Below are 16,165 nucleotides of genomic sequence, written 5' to 3' on the forward strand. Positions count from 1 at the left end.
TTACTATTTTAGCATTTTACGTCATGACTAAAAAAGAAAACACGCTAAAAAGTGTCCTCTTATTTCCTGGGCACTCTTGTATTTTTTGGCGCATATACTGTGAAGAATCTTAGCAAGAAACTTAAAATGAGGTGGCGATCACATGGCAGTCATAAAAGGTAGTGATTATATTGACCGGATTGATCAATTACAAAATGAAGTATGGATAGACGGAGAGCAAGTAACGGGAAAGTTATCTGAACACCTTGCTTTTAAAGGCATTTTGCATAGCAAAGCCGCACTATATGATTTGCAACACGATCCTAAATTAACACACCTCCTTACTTGTACCTCTTCTACAAGTGATGATTGCTATAATTTTGCCTTTGAGCAACCAACAACGATTGAAAAGCTTACGAAAAGACGAATGGCAACTCAATTTTGGGCTAGAAAAAGTGGGGGAACCATCGGCCGCTCACCAGATTATATTAATACAGCTATTATGACATTAGGATCTTCCCATTCATTTTTTAAAGAGCCTTATTCAACGAACATTAAGCAAATTTTTGAACACGCGAGAAAAAACGATCTATCCTTTACCCATACGTTTATCAACCCGCAAGTTAATCGCTCTCCACATTATCTTGAATTTTCCGATGATCGTGAAAATATTATTGCTGCAAAAATCATTGATGAAACCGAGGAAGGAATTGTTATTCAAGGAGCACGTTTGCTTGCAACTCAAGGAGGATTGACAGATGAAATATTAGTTCTGCCTGTTGGGGGAAATACGATCGATCCTGACTATGTGTATGCTTTCGCCATTCCATCGAATACACCTGGCTTAAAGTTCCTATGTCGAGAATCCTATGCAAAAATGGTTACAAGTGAATATGATTATCCTTTAACTTCACATTTTGATGAAATTGATTCAATTGTTGTTTTTGACAATGTTTTGGTTCCGTGGGACCGTGTCTTTCTCTATAAAGATTTGGAAGCCGTTGGTCGAATTTATACGATACCTAATTTAAATATCATGCTCTTATTTCAAGCCGTTTGCAGGCAAGTTGTTAAAACAGAGTTTTTACTTGGGTTAACAGAAACGCTTGCTCAAACGCTCGCTATCACTGAGTATCAACATGTTCAAGAAAAACTTACAGAGCTGATCATGACTCTAGAAATCATGCAATCTCTACTTACGAAAGCAGAAGTAGAAGCAAAACAAAATGAATTTGGAACGATGGTACCCGATGCAAAGCCCTTAATGGTTGCCTCCAGCTATTATCAAAAAACATACCCACGTCTTGTCGAGGTTCTACACTTACTAGGAGCAAGTGGCTTGACTGCCTTGCCGACAGAGAAAGACTTCCGTTCTGAAATTGGCAAGGACCTAGAAAAGTATTTACAAGCAAGAAATTGTTCTGCTGATGACCGAGTTCAACTATTTCGATTAGCATGGGACTTAACGATGAGTCCCTTTGGATCAAGACAAACACAATACGAGCGTTATTTTTTTGGTGATCCAATTCGTTTATCATCAGCACTTTATCTCTCTTATGACAAAAGTCCATTTACCGATCAAGTTCAATCGTTTTTAGCAAGAAAGAAAAAGAAGTGAATTGAATCAAATAAACAACGGCAAAAAAACTAGCTAGAGAGGACTCACTAGCTAGTTTTTTTAAAGTTAAAAAGAGATAATGCCCATTCCGAGTAATACAACAAGTACAAGGGTAAGAGCAAATAATCCCCAATACATAGGTGCTCTTGAACCAATCGTTCCTTTTTTGGTTTTAACAAGAATCATTTCAATGGCATAAATCAGTACTAGAGCTAAGATACCTTTTAATACGTATACAAACGGGAATTGCAAACTGATTAAGAGCGTTACACCAGAGAAAATCATAATGACATAGAATAAACGTAAGATCATATGTACAATTTTAGCACCTTTTTGCTTGCCAGCTTTAAGTAAGAAATAAGCAATAACAAACAAAAGAATGGTTAGCCACCATGAGTCAACATGTGCATGATACATCCCAGTTACCATATTTCACCCTCCTTTTTAAATAGCACTTCCTCTATTATAAACGAAAACAAACAGAAGTAATAACATGAACCGTTAACAAATTCCAAACGATTACGAACTTCATGAATTTGTTCGGTAGAAAATCTATCAAAAATTTCCCTCTCATTTGCTTTTTTCCCTATACTTTCTTTAAGCCACCTAAATAAAACAATTAATCTAAATTTAACAATCAATTAACTTAGATCCCATGCTCTTTTGCTATGATTAAAGAGCAAGTGCTTAGCTACCTAACACGCTAACATCTATCATAATACAACTAACACAAGAAATTTGGAGGGGATATAAATGGAATCAACAGAGCATTTTTCGATTGCTCAGAACTTCAGTAGTAAAAAAGTATTTCAATTAGTAAGTGTAGCAAATCAATTTGAAAGCAACATTTTAATTGAACTAAATGAAAAAAAACTAAATGCAAAAAGTTTGTTAAGTGTTGGTATGCTCCATGGCCTTAATGGACGAATATGTGTTCATGCTGAAGGTACCGACTCCAAAACAGCCCTTCATGAGTTAAAAAGAATTTGTTTAGATTAACCTAAGCTCATACCCCCTCTCAAGAGGGCCAACCATATTTAGAGATCGCCATTGGCCCATACGTCGAACAACTTGAGAAGGAGAACCTCCCCCTTCAAGACTTTTTAAAAAAGGCTCCACATATTACTTCGAGGGCGTCTCCAAAGGTAAAAAGTAAACCTTGGAGACGCCCCCTTTATTTACGCAATATCATTTGATAAATCGGAACGAACAGACTTTGCCTTTGCTCGTTTATAAACAAACTTTGATAAAATAACACTACATTCATAAAGCAAGATGAGTGGGATGATCACTAATACATCTGATAAAAAATCTGGAGGAGTAATTAATATTGATATAATAATTAGAATAAAGTAGGCATATTTCCGAGATTTTTGTAGTGCATAAGGATTAAGAATACCAAGGCTTGTTAAGAACATTATGACGACTGGAATTTCAAATAGAAATCCAAAAGGCAAGGTCATTTGCATCATAAACTGAAAATACTTTTCTGTTGTGTAGAACATCTCGAATAAGTCCCCAGCTAATGCAACTAGAAATTGCAAGACTAGTGGAAACAAGATAAAATACCCAAAACAAATTCCAAGTAAAAATAATAGAAATAAAGCTGGTATATAGGCGAGTGTGATTTTCCGTTCTTTTGCATCTAATGCTGGGCGTACAAATAACCAAATCTGATAAGCGGCTATAGGAATCGTCACTGCAATAGCAAACACACTTGCAATTTTTAAATAGACCCACAAAATATCACTGGGCCCTAGTATAGCTAATTTACTAGGTAAATCTCTTACTAAAAATACATAAATTTTATCAACAAAGATAAATGCAGTTACTAATGAAACAACAAAAGCACATAGAGTCACAATGATTCTTTTCCTTAGTTCTTCAAGATGATCAACCAACTGGAACGTGTTGTCATTCATCTCACTCTCTCCTTCCATTTAACTGAAAAAAGAAGATGTAAGCTATGCTAAAAATTCTTACATCCTCTTTCGTTATTTACACCGTTTTTTCTTTTTTCATCGAGTCTTCTTCCTCTTTTTTGTCATCACTCATGATTTCATTTGTAGAGCGTTTAAACTCGCGCAATGTTTGGCCAAAAGCTCGACCAATTTCTGGGAGCTTAGAAGGTCCAAAAATAATGAGGGCAATCACTAAGACAAGTATAAGACCTGGAATTCCAATATTTTGTAACATCCTTCTTCCTCTCCTCTCTAGAACCCTTTAATTGCCACAACAGACGGTCTTGGCATCGTATCACCTTTACGATGCGGCCACATACTAGTTGGATTGTTGAGATTCTTCGTTTGCTCACCTGGATGTTGAACCGCTAAGAACAACGTTTTCTCATTAGGTGTAAACCATGGACCTGTTAATTCAGACTCAACTGGTCCTGAGGCAAATTGAAATGCTTGTCCTTTGTCCTTTCCTGTTGTCGGGATGACAAACATACCGTTATTCTTAAATGGTTCATACGTTCCTTTATTTAAACTACTTGTAGAAATATCTGTTACGGTCCATAAATTACCATGGCGGTCAAAATCTAAATTATCAGGTGCACTAAACCCACTTTGTGTTCCACCAGCTGCGAAAATTTCATAGGTGAAATTCAATGCCCCTAGGTCACCATCCTTCTCAAAGAAACGAGTAATATGACCATGGAAATTTCCTTTACTTGCATTATTCGTATGGGCAATAAAGATCGAATTATCAATCGGACTAATTTCAACATCTTCCGGACGATCTGTAGGCGTAGCACCAAGTAAAATGGCAGCTTCATGAGCATTTACGAGTACATCAGCTTGTGTTTTAAACTTATTCAATAACTCATTATCTTCCTTTGCTGCTTCCCTAACATTATCAAGTGTTAAAGCAAGCCATTTTCCATTTTCCATATCAGCAGCATATAGCGTTCCATCTTCTAAAAGCTTGGAATTCTCTTTTCCTTTGGCTTCATTGTACTTGCCTTTACTAATGTATTTATATACACATGCACCCGCTTTATCATCTCCAGAATATACAACGACTCGACGGTCTTTAGATAAGCCCATTGCACAATTTTCATGGTGGAAACGTCCTAAAGCCGTATGTTTACGTGGTTTAAAATATTGGTCCTCTTTATCAAACGGATCAACTTCAACAACCCAACCATAATGAGTGGTATCTAATCCTGCTTTATCCGCTGTACTTTCCCAGTTCTCTTCACATGACAAGACCGTGTTCCAAAGAGTCGCGCCACCAGAACAGTTCGCAAATGTACCTTGTACTTGTGTTGCCCCATTGACCGCAGAGGTTCCTTTTGCAGCCCCTGTTAGTTGAAAAGTTGCAAGACCTGAAATTCTACGGGCATATTTTGATTCTGTATCCATTTTCCAAGTTTTCGTTTTCGGATCTTGGTACACTTCAATAATTGACAACCCTTGGTTATATAGAAGCGTTTCGATTTGTTTTGCTGTATAGCTACCGACTATCGGTCCTTCTACGAATAATGGATTCGTATATTCATGATTAACTAGAAGTAACCCACGCTGACTTACAGTTAAATCCGAATGTATCACCTTTCCTATTAATAACATCGCCATATGCGGCAATCACATCATATGTATACCCTTTCGGTAATAATAATTCATCTGCGGTAGATGCCTCAATTGGTTTAAAGTCAATTCTTGAAGCTCTATTTTCATAACCAAATAAACTTTCTCTACCTTTGTCTGCAGCTGCTGCTTTAGGAGCTAATGCCGTTAAACCAGTTGAAGCAAAAGTTAAGGCTGTCATTCCTGTCCCAACATAAGTTAAAAATTTTCTACGATTACGATCCACTCTTACCACCTCGTTATGTCTTCTATATGTTTTTTCTCTTACATAGTAATAGTACAAATTCAATGTAAAGCTTGTTCGCTAACTTTGTAATATTAATGCAAATTTTGTAAATTTTTTACTCAAGTTAAATCCCACTATCTTCTCTTTTTTCAACATTGATAGAATGATACAATGTACTTTCATAAATTAACTTTTTAGTAGAAAGAGAGTAAGATTAATGTCAATTAGTAAAAACAATCTGTTCATTATGGTAACTTGCTTTTTCCTTTTTCTTTTCATTACATTCCTATCGTTACAAAATAATTTAGTTGCAGTTGACCAATTTCTGATTAATTGGTTAACAAATACATTTTCTTATTCCATCCCTGTGATGGAAGCTGTAACGAAAGCAGGATCTGGAGAATTTATCCTTATAGCAACTTTGGGTATTGGGATCATACTTTTGCTCACGAAACTGTGGTCTCATCTTGTTTTTTTCTTTGCGCTCACGTTTGGCGGAATTGCTTTAAACTTCATCCTTAAAATTAGCTTTCAAAGGGAAAGACCTGGAGAGATGACTGTCATAGAAGTGTTTGGTTATTCTCTCGAGATGGCTTCTTACAGTTTTCCTAGTGGTCACACTATGAGGAGTGTGTTGCTGTTTTCCTTTTTAATCTTTATTAGCTATCATTTTTTACAGAGTTTCAAAAGCAAAGTTACGATGATCATCATTTTCTTTCTGTCTATTGCAACCATTGCCATGAGTAGAGTGATCATTGGTGCTCATTTTCCAACTGATATTTTTGCTGCTATTACGATTTCCATTAGCTGGTTTTTCTTTTGCTTATGGATGATTCGGCTTATTAGTAAAGGAAGACTTCAAACAATTTAACTAGTCAAAAAAACAGACCTTTGTTCATGAAATGCAACAAAGGTCTGTTTTTCGTTAATTTAAATCAAAATGTTTACCATTCACCTCATATACAACCCATTCCGCAATATTGGTTGCGTAATCAGCAATACGCTCGATGTATCTCCCAATAAAGGCAAGTTGTGTGACTTGATCAATCTCAATCTCATGATCTACTAATTGGAATAAGTCTCTTATAAACTCACCATATAAATGATCAACCTTATCATCCATTGTAGCGATCTTTTGAGCTTGTAGAATATCCGTATTTCGAAATGCCATCAATGCTTTTTGAATCATTTCTTGAGCAATTGTGAGCATCGCAATAATTTTAACTTGATATGGCAAAAGGCTGTTTTTCTTTAATCTTTTTGATTGTTTAGCAATATCAGCAATTAAATCCGCTACTCTTTCAAGATCACCTGAGATCTTAAGTGCTACAATCAATTGCCTCAAATCCGTTGCAACTGGCTGTTGTCTTGAAATAAGCAAAATCACTTGATCATGGACATCTTGCTCTAACTGATTAATTTCTTCATCTCTATGAATGATTTCTTCCATTGCTCTTATATTCGATGATGAAAACGCATGTTTCATCTCATCTAAGACGATCTGCACACGCTCACCCATCTCTAGCAATTGCTGTTTCAGAAGCTGAAGCTTGGAATGGAAACTTTCACGAACAGCCACTTTTTTCACTCCTATCCAAATCGACCAGTAATATAATCTTCAGTTCTTTTATCCGTTGGATTCGAAAAAATCACATCCGTTTTATCAAATTCAACAACTTCTCCATTCAAGAAGAAGGCTGTACGATCTGAAATACGCGCCGCCTGTTGCATGTTATGCGTTACAATAATAATTGAATAGTTTTGCTTTAACTCTTGAATAAGCTCTTCAACTTTTAAAGTTGACTTTGGATCAAGGGCAGATGTCGGCTCATCCATTAAAATGACATCTGGTTCGATCGCTAAACAACGTGCGATACATAAACGTTGCTGTTGCCCCCCTGATAATCCATAAGCATTTTCATGAAGACGGTCCTTTACTTCTTCCCATATAGCTGCACCACGTAGACTACGTTCAACGATTTCATCTAATATCTTTTTATTACGAATGCCATGAATTCTTGGTCCGTATGCGACATTATCGTAAATCGATTTCGGGAATGGATTGGGTTTTTGGAAGACCATTCCAACACGCGTTCTTAAATCTTCTACTTTATAAGCTTTATCATTTAAAATACTATTTCCTCGATACGTAATATCTCCTGAAATACGCACGATTGGTACTAATTGAACCATACGATTCAATGTTTTAATATAAGTTGACTTCCCACAACCAGAAGGTCCAATTATAGCTGTTACTTCGTTTTCATATATAGAAAGGTTAATATTTTTTAATGCATGGTCTTTTCCATACCATAAGTTTAAATCTTTCGTATCATAAACAACCTTCTTATCTGCTTGAGCATTTTTAGAAGAATCCACTCTTTTCTCATACGCTACTTCTACTTTTTGCGATGCAACGGCCATCACGAACCCCTCCTATAATTAATATCTTTGTTGAAATTTATTGCGAATAATAATGGCAACTGAATTTAATACGAACAGGACAACGAGTAACACAACAATAGTTGCTGCTGCTAGATTGGCATATTCCGCCACTAGAGCCGAATCAATGGTCCAGTAATAAATTTGCATTGGTAAAATCGTAAATCGGTCCATTAGACTTCCAGGGAACGGGATTAATAACGCCGGAATTCCAATTACAACAAGAGGAGCAGTTTCTCCAATTGCCCGTGAAAGCGACAAAATCGCCCCAGTCAAAATTCCAGGAAGTGCTGCTGGCAAGATGATATTTTTTATCGTTTGCCACTTTGTCGCACCCATTCCATAAGACGCTTCGCTTAATTGAGAAGGTACTGATCTAATCGCTTCTTGACTAGCAACTACGACAATGGGTAGGACAAGTAGGGCCATCGTCAATCCCCCAGCTAATACAACGTTGCCTAATTCCATCGTACGAACAAAAACGGTTAGTCCTAGAATTCCAAAGACAATCGATGGCACTCCTGCCAAGTTAGAAATATTCGTTTGAATAAATGAATGAAAGCGGCTTTTCTTGGCATAACACTCTAGGTAAATGGCTGTACCTACACCAATTAACATTGTTACTGGAGCCACTACGACCATTAGCCACAATGTCCCAAGAATCGCTCCCATAATTCCAGCTCGCTCTGGATTGTTTGATAGTTTCCCAGTTAGAAAATCAAGATTAATCCAGGCAATCCCTTGTGAGATCACTCTAAAAATAAGAACGACTAGAACAATTAGTCCAAATAACGTTGAGAGGAAGAATAGCGATTTTGCAATTTTATTCGTTAACAAGCGTGTATTCATTTTTTTCTGTACTTGTGCTGTGTCTACATATTTCATATTAATATTCCTCCCTGAATCTACGAGAAATATATCGAGCTAGTAAATTCATTATTAACGTGAAAACAAATAACGTCATCGCAACAGCATATAAACTGTAATATATAGTTGAACCAGCCGGGGCGTCCCCACCAGTTACTTCAACAATGTATGCAGTCATCGTCTGCATAGATTGAGTAATGTCGAATGTAAAGTTTTTGGAGCTTCCACTTGCTATCGTTACAATCATTGTTTCGCCAATTGCACGTGAAATCCCAAGAACGAAAGAAGCTATTATGCCTGACATTGCAGCCGGAATGATGACCTTTCCAGTTACCTCCAGCTTTGTAGATCCTAATGCTAGCGCTCCTTCTCTCATTGAATTCGGAACTGAACTCATTGCATCTTCTGATAAGGACGCTACCATTGGGATGATCATAATTCCCATCACAATACCAGGGCTTAAAATATTTGTTGCCTGTAAACCAGGAATGAACTCTCTTAAAATCGGTGTAACAAACGTTAACGCAAAAAATCCATAGACAATCGTTGGAATTCCAGCAAGAATTTCAAGAATTGGTTTTACAATTCTTCTAACTTTATCTGATGCATATTCACTTAAATAAATAGCTGTCATTAATCCAATTGGAATTGCGACAAACATCGCAATTCCTGATGAAATCAATGTGCCCGTAAGTAAAGGTAATACTCCAAACTCCGGATTTTGACTTAAAGGTTTTAATACAGTTCCAGTAAAAAACTCAACAAATGGTATGCGCTGAAAAAACTCAATTGTTTCCGTTAATAATGTAAATAAAATCCCTATCGTTGTCAGAATTGAAATCGTTGCAATAACCAACAGAACTTTTGGCATTACCTTTTCCATTACATTTGAAAGATTTCTTGACCTTTTTTTGTCGGCAATCATATCTCGAACGTTAACAGCATTCCCCTTATTCACTGCGCTGTTTGCTTCCATCCCTTAGGCACCCCTTCCACCATCATCAGCTTTAGAAGTGATAGGATGAGAACAGTTGAAGTTCTCATCCTATCACTCTACTTAGTTCTACTCTTTATTTTAAACCCTCTAGGAAATCAATATATTCTTGTACTTCTGTATCTGGTAACGGAGCAAAGCCCGCTTCTCCAGCAAAATCATTTACATTTTTGGCAACGTATAAAGCAAAGTCTAATACTTGTGGCTTTTCTTTAGCCATATCTACATTTAAATACGTAAATACCGGACGAGTGAACGTCGCATATTCAGCATCCTCACCAATTGTGTCAAGACTTGGCTCAACTGGACCATTTCCAAAATCTACACTTACTGCTGTTAACTTTTCTTGGTTGTTTACATAGTATCCAAATCCAAAGAATGCAATTGCATTCACATCTTCAGATACTAGATTTACTAAAGTTGAATATTCTTGCTGTAAATTCACACCGTCAACTAAATCTGCTTTATCAAGCACATTTTCATAGAAAAATTCATACGTACCATGGTTTTCGTTAGGACCCATTGGGTGAATCTCTTCATCTGGAAAATCTGGGCGAATATCAGACCACTTCGTTACGCCACCTTCGCTATGAAAAATACTAATTAATTCTTCTTCTGTTAATTCTGTAGCCCAATCATTTTCTTTGTTAATAACAAAAGTTAAACCATCAAGTGCTACTTTCATTTCTTTTACTTCTATTCCAATTTCATCTGCTTCTGCTTGTTCTTCTTCTTTAATTTCACGTGATGCGTTATTAAAGTCTGTTCCATTATCAACTAAGAATCTTCCAAATCCAGCACTTGTTCCAGCACGACTTACTTCAACTGATACATTTTCTTGCTCAGTGAACATATACTCTTCAGCAACAAGTGACATTAAAGGATACACCGTACCCGATCCATCAACTACAACACTTCCGTCTAGAGAAGTTGCTTCCTCATTTGCATCTGCTTCTGTATTTTCTACAGGTGCTTCTTCTGTATCTGTACCTTCAGCAGCAGTTGGCTCATCTGAACCGCCCCCACACGCTGTAACTAGCACCATTAGTGCTGCCATTACTAAGAACACTACATACCTTTTAAGATTCACTGAATTGTCCTCCCTTTTCTCTCCGAAAATGTTTATGTAAGGGGCTGTCTCCCCCTCACAATTTGAAGTATAGTCGAGGAATGTTAAGGCGGTATGGTCTGAATGTAAAGCTTTTGTAAATCAATGTCGAACCCTAACGAAAAAAGGTTGTACCACACTGTCTATTTATTGACAGTATGATACAACCTAGGATTAACACATATAAGTTCTATAAAGAACATCCATTAATGCTGTTTATTAGGAAGCTTTTGACTAGGATTTCCTTTTCCTTGACGTTTACGATTACGTTCATCTTTTTCTTGTTTATTATGAAGTTTTTCTACAAACTCATTAGTATTATCCATCTCAATCCCTCCTTCATTTACCTTTAGGATTACCGTGGCTTACGAAAACATGTATGTAATATTAAGAAGCAGCGTGATTTATAGGTAGTAAGATTTCTATTTTTGTTCCTTGATTTGGTTTACTCGAAATCGTTATATGGCCTTGGTGTGAGTCAACAATTTTAAAGGTTGTCATTAACCCAAGACCCGTTCCTTTTTCTTTTGTTGTATAAAAAGGTGTACCAATATCTTTTAAAAATTCTACTGGAATGCCACAACCTTGATCGATTACCTCGACTAATATACTTGTAGTATTAGTCGTTGATGCTACAACAGTTACACGGCCTCCATCTGGCATTGCTTCAATTGAATTTTTGATTAAATTAATAAACACTTGCTTCAATTGACTTGGAACACATTTAATCAGTGGTATATTACTTGATTGAACGACCACTTCAACATTGTTAATTAATGCTTGTGACCTTAATAAAAGGACGACATCATCAATGATTTTCTCTAAGCTTTCTTCCTGAAATTTATGCGCTTGCGGCTTTGCCACCAGTAACAGTTCTCCTGTTATCATTTCAATTCTCGTAATTTCTTCAGCCATGATTTCTAAATAATGATCCTTAAATTCTAATTCAGTGCTCCTAAAAGCATCTAGAAAGCCTTTAATAGAAGTTAATGGGTTTCGGATCTCGTGAGCAATTGATGCAGCCAATTGACCGACAGCAGTAAGCTTCTCTGATTCGAACAAAAGGTTCTCTGTATGTTTCTCTTTTGAAATATCTTTGGCAATTCCGTAAATTCCTACTATTTTTCCTTCAACATCAATCGGGATATTTGTAACTCTTGTATCAATGACATCTCCCCTCTTATTCTTTACTTTCGTTTCATAATTCTGAGTGATCCCTAGCGTCGCTTTCGTAAAAGAACCGTTTATTTTTTCTATCTCATCCTCAGTAATGATTGATTTATATGACATCGTTAATAATTCACTTTCACTATAGCCTACTAGTTGTTCCATCGCTGGATTGACATCTAAATAATTTCCTTCAAGATCTAATGAATACACGGCATAAGGATTATTATCAAATAACGAGCGATAATGTTGCTCGCGCTTAGAATTCATATGTTTTTCTTTTGTAACATCTTGAAAATAAATAGATAAACCATTAGTAGAAGGAAAAACCCGAATATTAAACCACTTTTTTAAAGGGGATAATACATATCAAAAGTTACCGTGACCTGCTCTTTGAATGACTTCTGAAATTCTTTGTACATCCCGAGGTCAGCTGCATAGGGTAATACTTTCCAAATGCTCCTTCCTTTAAATTCTTCTTTTTTGCGATTTAAGATCTTTGCTGCTTCTTTGTTGACATACGTAAAATTCCAATTTTCATCTAAAGCGATAAAGCCGTCTGATATTCGATCTAAAATTTCCTTTTCTGAATTATTCATTTCATACCTCTCACGTCACTAGCATACCTAGTACCTTACTTTTTCATTTTCTCCACATCTATAAGATTATTCCCTGATTCTTCGTTATTTCCTTTTTTATTTATTACATTATAACAAAAAGGAGCTGGAAACTATTCCAACTCCTCTTTATTATCCCTTATTCTTTTTTTGTTAAGTCAATTGCTTTTTTAATGTCTTTAAACGAGTTTGATTTTCCATACATCAATACTCCACCTCTATAAACTCTCGCTCCAAAGACTGCAAGGATAATGATGGAAGCTAGTAGAATGACGATCCCAAGAATAGGCTCTATTGGCGATAAATTTAACATTCCCGCTCGTAAGAACATTACCATTGGTGTGAAGAATGGAATATATGAAGTGATCGTTATAAAGGACGAATCTGGTGCCCCTAATCCGAACATAGCTATAAAAAAGCCAATCATTACTAGAAACACTAGTGGAAAGATCATTTGTTGCACATCTTCTATTCGACTTACTACTGAACCTAGCAATGCAGCTAACGTCGCATATAGGAAATACCCTAGCAAGAAAAAGATCACAGCATAGAAAATAATCGCAACAGACAGATCTCCAAAGCCGAAAAACTCTAAAAATCCGCCCATTAATAGATCTTGGCTATTTCTTAAAGCGAAATAACCAACGAGCAGAAGCACAACCATTTGCGTTAAGCCAACGAAACCAATTCCGATAATTTTAGCGAACATTTGCTTAACGGGCGAAACACTTGAAATTAAAATCTCCATTACTCGAGAAGACTTTTCTGTTGCTACTTCTGTTGCTATCATACTTGCATACATAATGACCGAGAAATAAATAAAAAACAATAGTACGTATACTATGCCTCTTGCTTGATTTAATTCTTCTTCCGATTTCGCTCCTTCTACAATCGCCTCATTCACAAAAGATACTGGAGCATTGAGTATCGCTAATTGTTCTTGTGTTAAATTAAGGTCTTCTGCAGCAAGAGTTGTTTGAATATGCTGTAAGGCCGTTTGAAGACTTGCTGGAATCGTACCTGCAGTAAGTGAAGTCGATCGATAAACAGCCTGAGGAAATCCATTATCCCCCTCTGTCAGCAGCAGTACTCCCTCATAAGTCCCTTCTTCTACCTCTAGCTCTAATTGTTGCAATTCAGCAGATGAATCTTCTAACGTAATTGTTTCATTGATCATCATTAGCTCTTGTTGCAATAGTGGATAATACACTCCCGTTTCATCAATGACAGCAACTTGATCTTGTCGCTCGTCACCACTAAACGTTTTAATCGCTGTTTCAATATTAGCAAGGACAATAATACCAAGGGCAATAATGACTGTTGTAATAATGAATGATTTTGATTTAATTTTAGAAAGAAAGGCGTGCGACATCATAATCCAAAAGTTACCCATAACTAGCACCTACCTTTTCAACAAAAATATCATGTAAGGAAGGATCTTCTAGCTCAAACTTTCTCACAAACCCTTTTGCTGTCACTTCCTTAAATACCCCTTCTGCAATTTCTTCCGATTCAACTTGCAATCGAATTCCTTCCGTCGTATCCATTGCCTTTACAACTCCCGGCAAATTTTTAAGAAAGGACAAATCAAAATCAGCATGAATAGCCACATTTTTTTTACCAAATGAGCGTTTAATCGTCTTTAAATTTCCTTGAACAACTGGAGCTCCTTTGTGCATGATACAAAGATTTTCACATAATTCTTCAACGTGCTCCATTCGATGACTTGAAAAGACAATTGTTGCACCATTTGCTTTTATTTCTTTCACTGCTTCTTTTAATAACTCAACATTAACAGGGTCAAGCCCACTAAAAGGCTCATCTAAGATTAAGAGCTTCGGTTTATGTATCACAGCAGCGATAAATTGTATCTTTTGCTGGTTTCCTTTCGAAAGTTCTTCTATTTTCTTATTTTTATATTCGGGAACCTTAAACTTTTCAAGCCACCAATCTAGTTCTTTTAAAATCTCTTTCTTTTTCATCCCTCTTAAGCGCGCAAGATAGACAACTTGATCACTTACCTTCATCTTCGGATATAGACCTCTTTCTTCAGGAAGATAACCGATCTCTGGAGTAGTCTCATAACTGATGGACTGTCCATTCCATGTAATTTCACCATTACTCTGATCTAATAATCCTAGAATCATTCTAAATGTTGTTGTTTTCCCTGCACCATTCGCGCCTAAAAACCCAAACATCTCTTGTTCAGGAACACTTAACGTCAATTGATTTACAGCCGTAAAGGAACCAAATTTCTTCGTCAGTTCCTTTATTTCTAATCCCATTACGCTCATCTCCTTATACGAATCTTTATTAGAAATACGAATCAAATAACAAACAGGTTTCATCACATTATTCCTTTATAAACTTAACATAATTTCCCAAATACAAATAGAATATCTTCTAAAATTGTAAAAAAAACTATTATTCAATTTTCACAAGGAATATAATTAGAGTATAGAAGTTACTATATCACCTTTTATATACAGAGAGTATTTTGTAGGGGGAAGCAGATGAGTTCTACACAAAAAGGGCATATTTTTAACTTGCTATCCGTACTTGCGGTGGCAGCAGGACCTTTACTCGCTAAATTCGGGCTACTTGAAATATCTGCAGCCAAGGCAGCGATGATCAATGCCTTTACTATTATTGTTGCAAGTTTTTTACTTGGACTTTTCACGAAAAAGAGAGTCCAATTTTATTTTGAAAAAGACATGCTTATGCTCGCACTTTTTAATACACTTGGGGTTATCTTTTTATTTGTCAGCATGGATATGCTCACTCCTGTTGAGATCGGCTTTATCGGAAGGTTTTATACGGTTTTCGCAGTAATATTCTCCGTTTTCATTTTAAAAGAAAGACTGACTCGTAATGAAATCGTTTTTATTTTGTTTGCCATTGTTGGTGTGTTTTTATTTGTTGAAAAGGGAGGTAACTATCAAGCCAATTTATTAGGAAGCTTTTTTGCCCTTTTGTATACCTTTTTCTTTGCGCTAACGAATGTTTATATTAAAAAAACGATTTCAAAAGAGAGAAGCTCTAACTCGATTTTATTTACAAACAGCTGTACAACGTTGCTTCTTGTATCAATCTACGCTGTCTTTTCTGGCCAACTTTTCACTGGTACTGTTTCACTAGAGGCTGTCGGCTTTATCGTCGTCTCATCATTATTTTCAGGCTTTATTGCTACGATTTTCTTATATGAAGCATTGAAATATTTACGCTTCTCAGTTGCTAATGTGACAAGAGCTTTTAGCCCGGTCTTACTTGCAATCATCTCTTTTCCTTTTTTTCCAATTGAGCTAACTTGGCAAAATATCACTGGGGCAATTGTCTTACTCGTCTCGATTCTGTTGCTCTCCGTAAGCGATAAAAAGAAGAGTAAGGGGAAAACAACAGAAGCGCAAACTGAAGCACAAACTTGATTTTCTTTTCTTGTTACAACGCAGGAGGCATCGATTCCGTTATGGCTTTCATCCTACCTTTAAAACGGAATCGTTGTTTTCCTTCACCATCTACGGAATAACGATCATCCACTTACGATCACAGCTCTG

At 36.4% G+C, this 16,165-nt stretch carries 17 protein-coding genes and 1 pseudogene; 4 read left to right on the top strand and 14 right to left on the bottom strand.

What is annotated here, in order from left to right; genetic code table 11:
- The first annotated feature begins 142 nt into the window (after positions 1-142).
- On the top strand, positions 143-1,597 hold the full coding sequence (gene hpaB / locus BkAM31D_RS16335; RefSeq protein WP_066152979.1) for a 4-hydroxyphenylacetate 3-monooxygenase, oxygenase component: 1,455 nt from the start codon (positions 143-145) through the stop codon (positions 1,595-1,597).
- Positions 1,598-1,663: 66 nt separating this feature from the next.
- On the opposite strand, the gene BkAM31D_RS16340 is transcribed toward hpaB, so the two are convergent.
- Positions 1,664-2,026 (bottom strand): DUF1516 family protein, encoded by a 363-nt coding sequence (locus BkAM31D_RS16340; RefSeq protein WP_066152982.1) that lies wholly within the window; start codon positions 2,024-2,026, stop codon positions 1,664-1,666.
- A gap of 324 nt (positions 2,027-2,350) precedes the next feature.
- Between BkAM31D_RS16340 and BkAM31D_RS16350 the strand changes: the two genes are divergently transcribed.
- Positions 2,351-2,596 (top strand): HPr family phosphocarrier protein, encoded by a 246-nt coding sequence (locus BkAM31D_RS16350; protein ID WP_066152987.1) that lies wholly within the window; start codon positions 2,351-2,353, stop codon positions 2,594-2,596.
- 179 nt (positions 2,597-2,775) lie between these two features.
- On the opposite strand, the gene tatC is transcribed toward BkAM31D_RS16350, so the two are convergent.
- The 3 genes and pseudogenes from tatC to BkAM31D_RS16365 all read right to left on the bottom strand — a co-directional run bounded on the left by tatC (position 2,776) and on the right by BkAM31D_RS16365 (position 5,371).
- The gene (gene tatC / locus BkAM31D_RS16355; RefSeq protein WP_066152989.1) at positions 2,776-3,519 is read right to left on the bottom strand and encodes a twin-arginine translocase subunit TatC; all 744 of its coding nucleotides are present in this window, start codon (positions 3,517-3,519) and stop codon (positions 2,776-2,778) included.
- 76 nt (positions 3,520-3,595) lie between these two features.
- Complete coding sequence (locus BkAM31D_RS16360; protein ID WP_066152993.1) at positions 3,596-3,793, bottom strand: twin-arginine translocase TatA/TatE family subunit; 198 nt, start codon at positions 3,791-3,793, stop codon at positions 3,596-3,598.
- Positions 3,794-3,810: 17 nt separating this feature from the next.
- Positions 3,811-5,371 (bottom strand): annotated as a pseudogene (locus tag BkAM31D_RS16365) (PhoX family protein).
- A 262-nt stretch (positions 5,372-5,633) separates the two neighbouring features.
- On the opposite strand from BkAM31D_RS16365, the gene BkAM31D_RS16370 reads away from it, so the two are divergent.
- Positions 5,634-6,287, top strand: coding sequence for a phosphatase PAP2 family protein (locus BkAM31D_RS16370; protein WP_066152995.1), 654 nt, complete (start codon positions 5,634-5,636; stop codon positions 6,285-6,287).
- A gap of 54 nt (positions 6,288-6,341) precedes the next feature.
- Here BkAM31D_RS16370 and phoU read toward each other — a convergent pair whose 3' ends face one another.
- From phoU to BkAM31D_RS16415, 10 genes are all read right to left on the bottom strand, one after another.
- Complete coding sequence (gene phoU, locus BkAM31D_RS16375; protein ID WP_066152997.1) at positions 6,342-6,995, bottom strand: phosphate signaling complex protein PhoU; 654 nt, start codon at positions 6,993-6,995, stop codon at positions 6,342-6,344.
- Between the two features lie 11 nt (positions 6,996-7,006).
- Positions 7,007-7,840 (bottom strand): phosphate ABC transporter ATP-binding protein PstB, encoded by an 834-nt coding sequence (pstB, locus tag BkAM31D_RS16380; RefSeq protein ID WP_066153000.1) that lies wholly within the window; start codon positions 7,838-7,840, stop codon positions 7,007-7,009.
- Between the two features lie 18 nt (positions 7,841-7,858).
- Positions 7,859-8,743, bottom strand: a complete 885-nt coding sequence (gene pstA, locus BkAM31D_RS16385) for a phosphate ABC transporter permease PstA (protein ID WP_066153003.1) — start codon at positions 8,741-8,743, stop codon at positions 7,859-7,861.
- Between the two features lies 1 nt (position 8,744).
- Positions 8,745-9,701: a phosphate ABC transporter permease subunit PstC gene (gene pstC, locus BkAM31D_RS16390; protein WP_066153006.1), complete on the bottom strand. Its 957-nt coding sequence runs from the start codon at positions 9,699-9,701 to the stop codon at positions 8,745-8,747.
- Between the two features lie 94 nt (positions 9,702-9,795).
- On the bottom strand, positions 9,796-10,809 hold the full coding sequence (locus tag BkAM31D_RS16395) for a PstS family phosphate ABC transporter substrate-binding protein (RefSeq protein ID WP_084372133.1): 1,014 nt from the start codon (positions 10,807-10,809) through the stop codon (positions 9,796-9,798).
- Positions 10,810-11,033: 224 nt separating this feature from the next.
- The gene (locus BkAM31D_RS16400) at positions 11,034-11,153 is read right to left on the bottom strand and encodes a DUF4023 domain-containing protein (protein WP_066153009.1); all 120 of its coding nucleotides are present in this window, start codon (positions 11,151-11,153) and stop codon (positions 11,034-11,036) included.
- 61 nt (positions 11,154-11,214) lie between these two features.
- Positions 11,215-12,264: an ATP-binding protein gene (locus BkAM31D_RS16405; RefSeq protein ID WP_257391585.1), complete on the bottom strand. Its 1,050-nt coding sequence runs from the start codon at positions 12,262-12,264 to the stop codon at positions 11,215-11,217.
- An 80-nt stretch (positions 12,265-12,344) separates the two neighbouring features.
- The gene (locus BkAM31D_RS24490) at positions 12,345-12,593 is read right to left on the bottom strand and encodes a PAS domain-containing protein (RefSeq protein ID WP_257391586.1); all 249 of its coding nucleotides are present in this window, start codon (positions 12,591-12,593) and stop codon (positions 12,345-12,347) included.
- Positions 12,594-12,750: 157 nt separating this feature from the next.
- Positions 12,751-14,004 carry an ABC transporter permease gene (locus tag BkAM31D_RS16410; RefSeq protein ID WP_066153015.1) on the bottom strand — a complete coding sequence of 418 codons (1,254 nt, stop codon included), beginning with the start codon at positions 14,002-14,004 and terminating at the stop codon, positions 12,751-12,753.
- Complete coding sequence (locus BkAM31D_RS16415; RefSeq protein ID WP_066153018.1) at positions 13,997-14,896, bottom strand: ABC transporter ATP-binding protein; 900 nt, start codon at positions 14,894-14,896, stop codon at positions 13,997-13,999. The genes BkAM31D_RS16410 and BkAM31D_RS16415 overlap by 8 nt, the downstream gene beginning before the upstream one ends.
- A gap of 228 nt (positions 14,897-15,124) precedes the next feature.
- Here BkAM31D_RS16415 and BkAM31D_RS16420 point away from each other — a divergent pair, with 228 nt between their 5' ends.
- Entirely contained in the window at positions 15,125-16,036 is a 912-nt protein-coding gene (locus BkAM31D_RS16420) for a DMT family transporter (protein ID WP_066153021.1), read from the top strand.
- Positions 16,037-16,165: the final 129 nt, after the last annotated feature.

The sequence above is a fragment of the Halalkalibacter krulwichiae genome, from assembly GCF_002109385.1.
Taxonomy (GTDB): domain Bacteria; phylum Bacillota; class Bacilli; order Bacillales; family Bacillaceae_D; genus Halalkalibacter; species Halalkalibacter krulwichiae.

Excerpts from the sequence above, each read along its gene's own strand:
- BkAM31D_RS16370 (WP_066152995.1), top strand. The coding sequence starts at position 5,634 with ATGTCAATTAGTAAAAACAATCTGTTCATTATGGTAACTTGCTTTTTC.
- BkAM31D_RS16400 (WP_066153009.1), bottom strand. The coding sequence starts at position 11,153 with ATGGATAATACTAATGAGTTTGTAGAAAAACTTCATAATAAACAAGAA.
- BkAM31D_RS16360 (WP_066152993.1), bottom strand. The coding sequence starts at position 3,793 with ATGTTACAAAATATTGGAATTCCAGGTCTTATACTTGTCTTAGTGATT.
- hpaB (WP_066152979.1), top strand. The coding sequence starts at position 143 with ATGGCAGTCATAAAAGGTAGTGATTATATTGACCGGATTGATCAATTA.
- BkAM31D_RS24490 (WP_257391586.1), bottom strand. The coding sequence starts at position 12,593 with ATGAATAATTCAGAAAAGGAAATTTTAGATCGAATATCAGACGGCTTT.
- pstB (WP_066153000.1), bottom strand. The coding sequence starts at position 7,840 with ATGGCCGTTGCATCGCAAAAAGTAGAAGTAGCGTATGAGAAAAGAGTG.
- BkAM31D_RS16420 (WP_066153021.1), top strand. The coding sequence starts at position 15,125 with ATGAGTTCTACACAAAAAGGGCATATTTTTAACTTGCTATCCGTACTT.
- pstC (WP_066153006.1), bottom strand. The coding sequence starts at position 9,701 with ATGGAAGCAAACAGCGCAGTGAATAAGGGGAATGCTGTTAACGTTCGA.
- pstA (WP_066153003.1), bottom strand. The coding sequence starts at position 8,743 with ATGAAATATGTAGACACAGCACAAGTACAGAAAAAAATGAATACACGC.
- BkAM31D_RS16350 (WP_066152987.1), top strand. The coding sequence starts at position 2,351 with ATGGAATCAACAGAGCATTTTTCGATTGCTCAGAACTTCAGTAGTAAA.
- BkAM31D_RS16415 (WP_066153018.1), bottom strand. The coding sequence starts at position 14,896 with ATGGGATTAGAAATAAAGGAACTGACGAAGAAATTTGGTTCCTTTACG.
- BkAM31D_RS16340 (WP_066152982.1), bottom strand. The coding sequence starts at position 2,026 with ATGGTAACTGGGATGTATCATGCACATGTTGACTCATGGTGGCTAACC.
- BkAM31D_RS16405 (WP_257391585.1), bottom strand. The coding sequence starts at position 12,264 with ATGAATTCTAAGCGCGAGCAACATTATCGCTCGTTATTTGATAATAAT.
- tatC (WP_066152989.1), bottom strand. The coding sequence starts at position 3,519 with ATGAATGACAACACGTTCCAGTTGGTTGATCATCTTGAAGAACTAAGG.
- BkAM31D_RS16410 (WP_066153015.1), bottom strand. The coding sequence starts at position 14,004 with ATGGGTAACTTTTGGATTATGATGTCGCACGCCTTTCTTTCTAAAATT.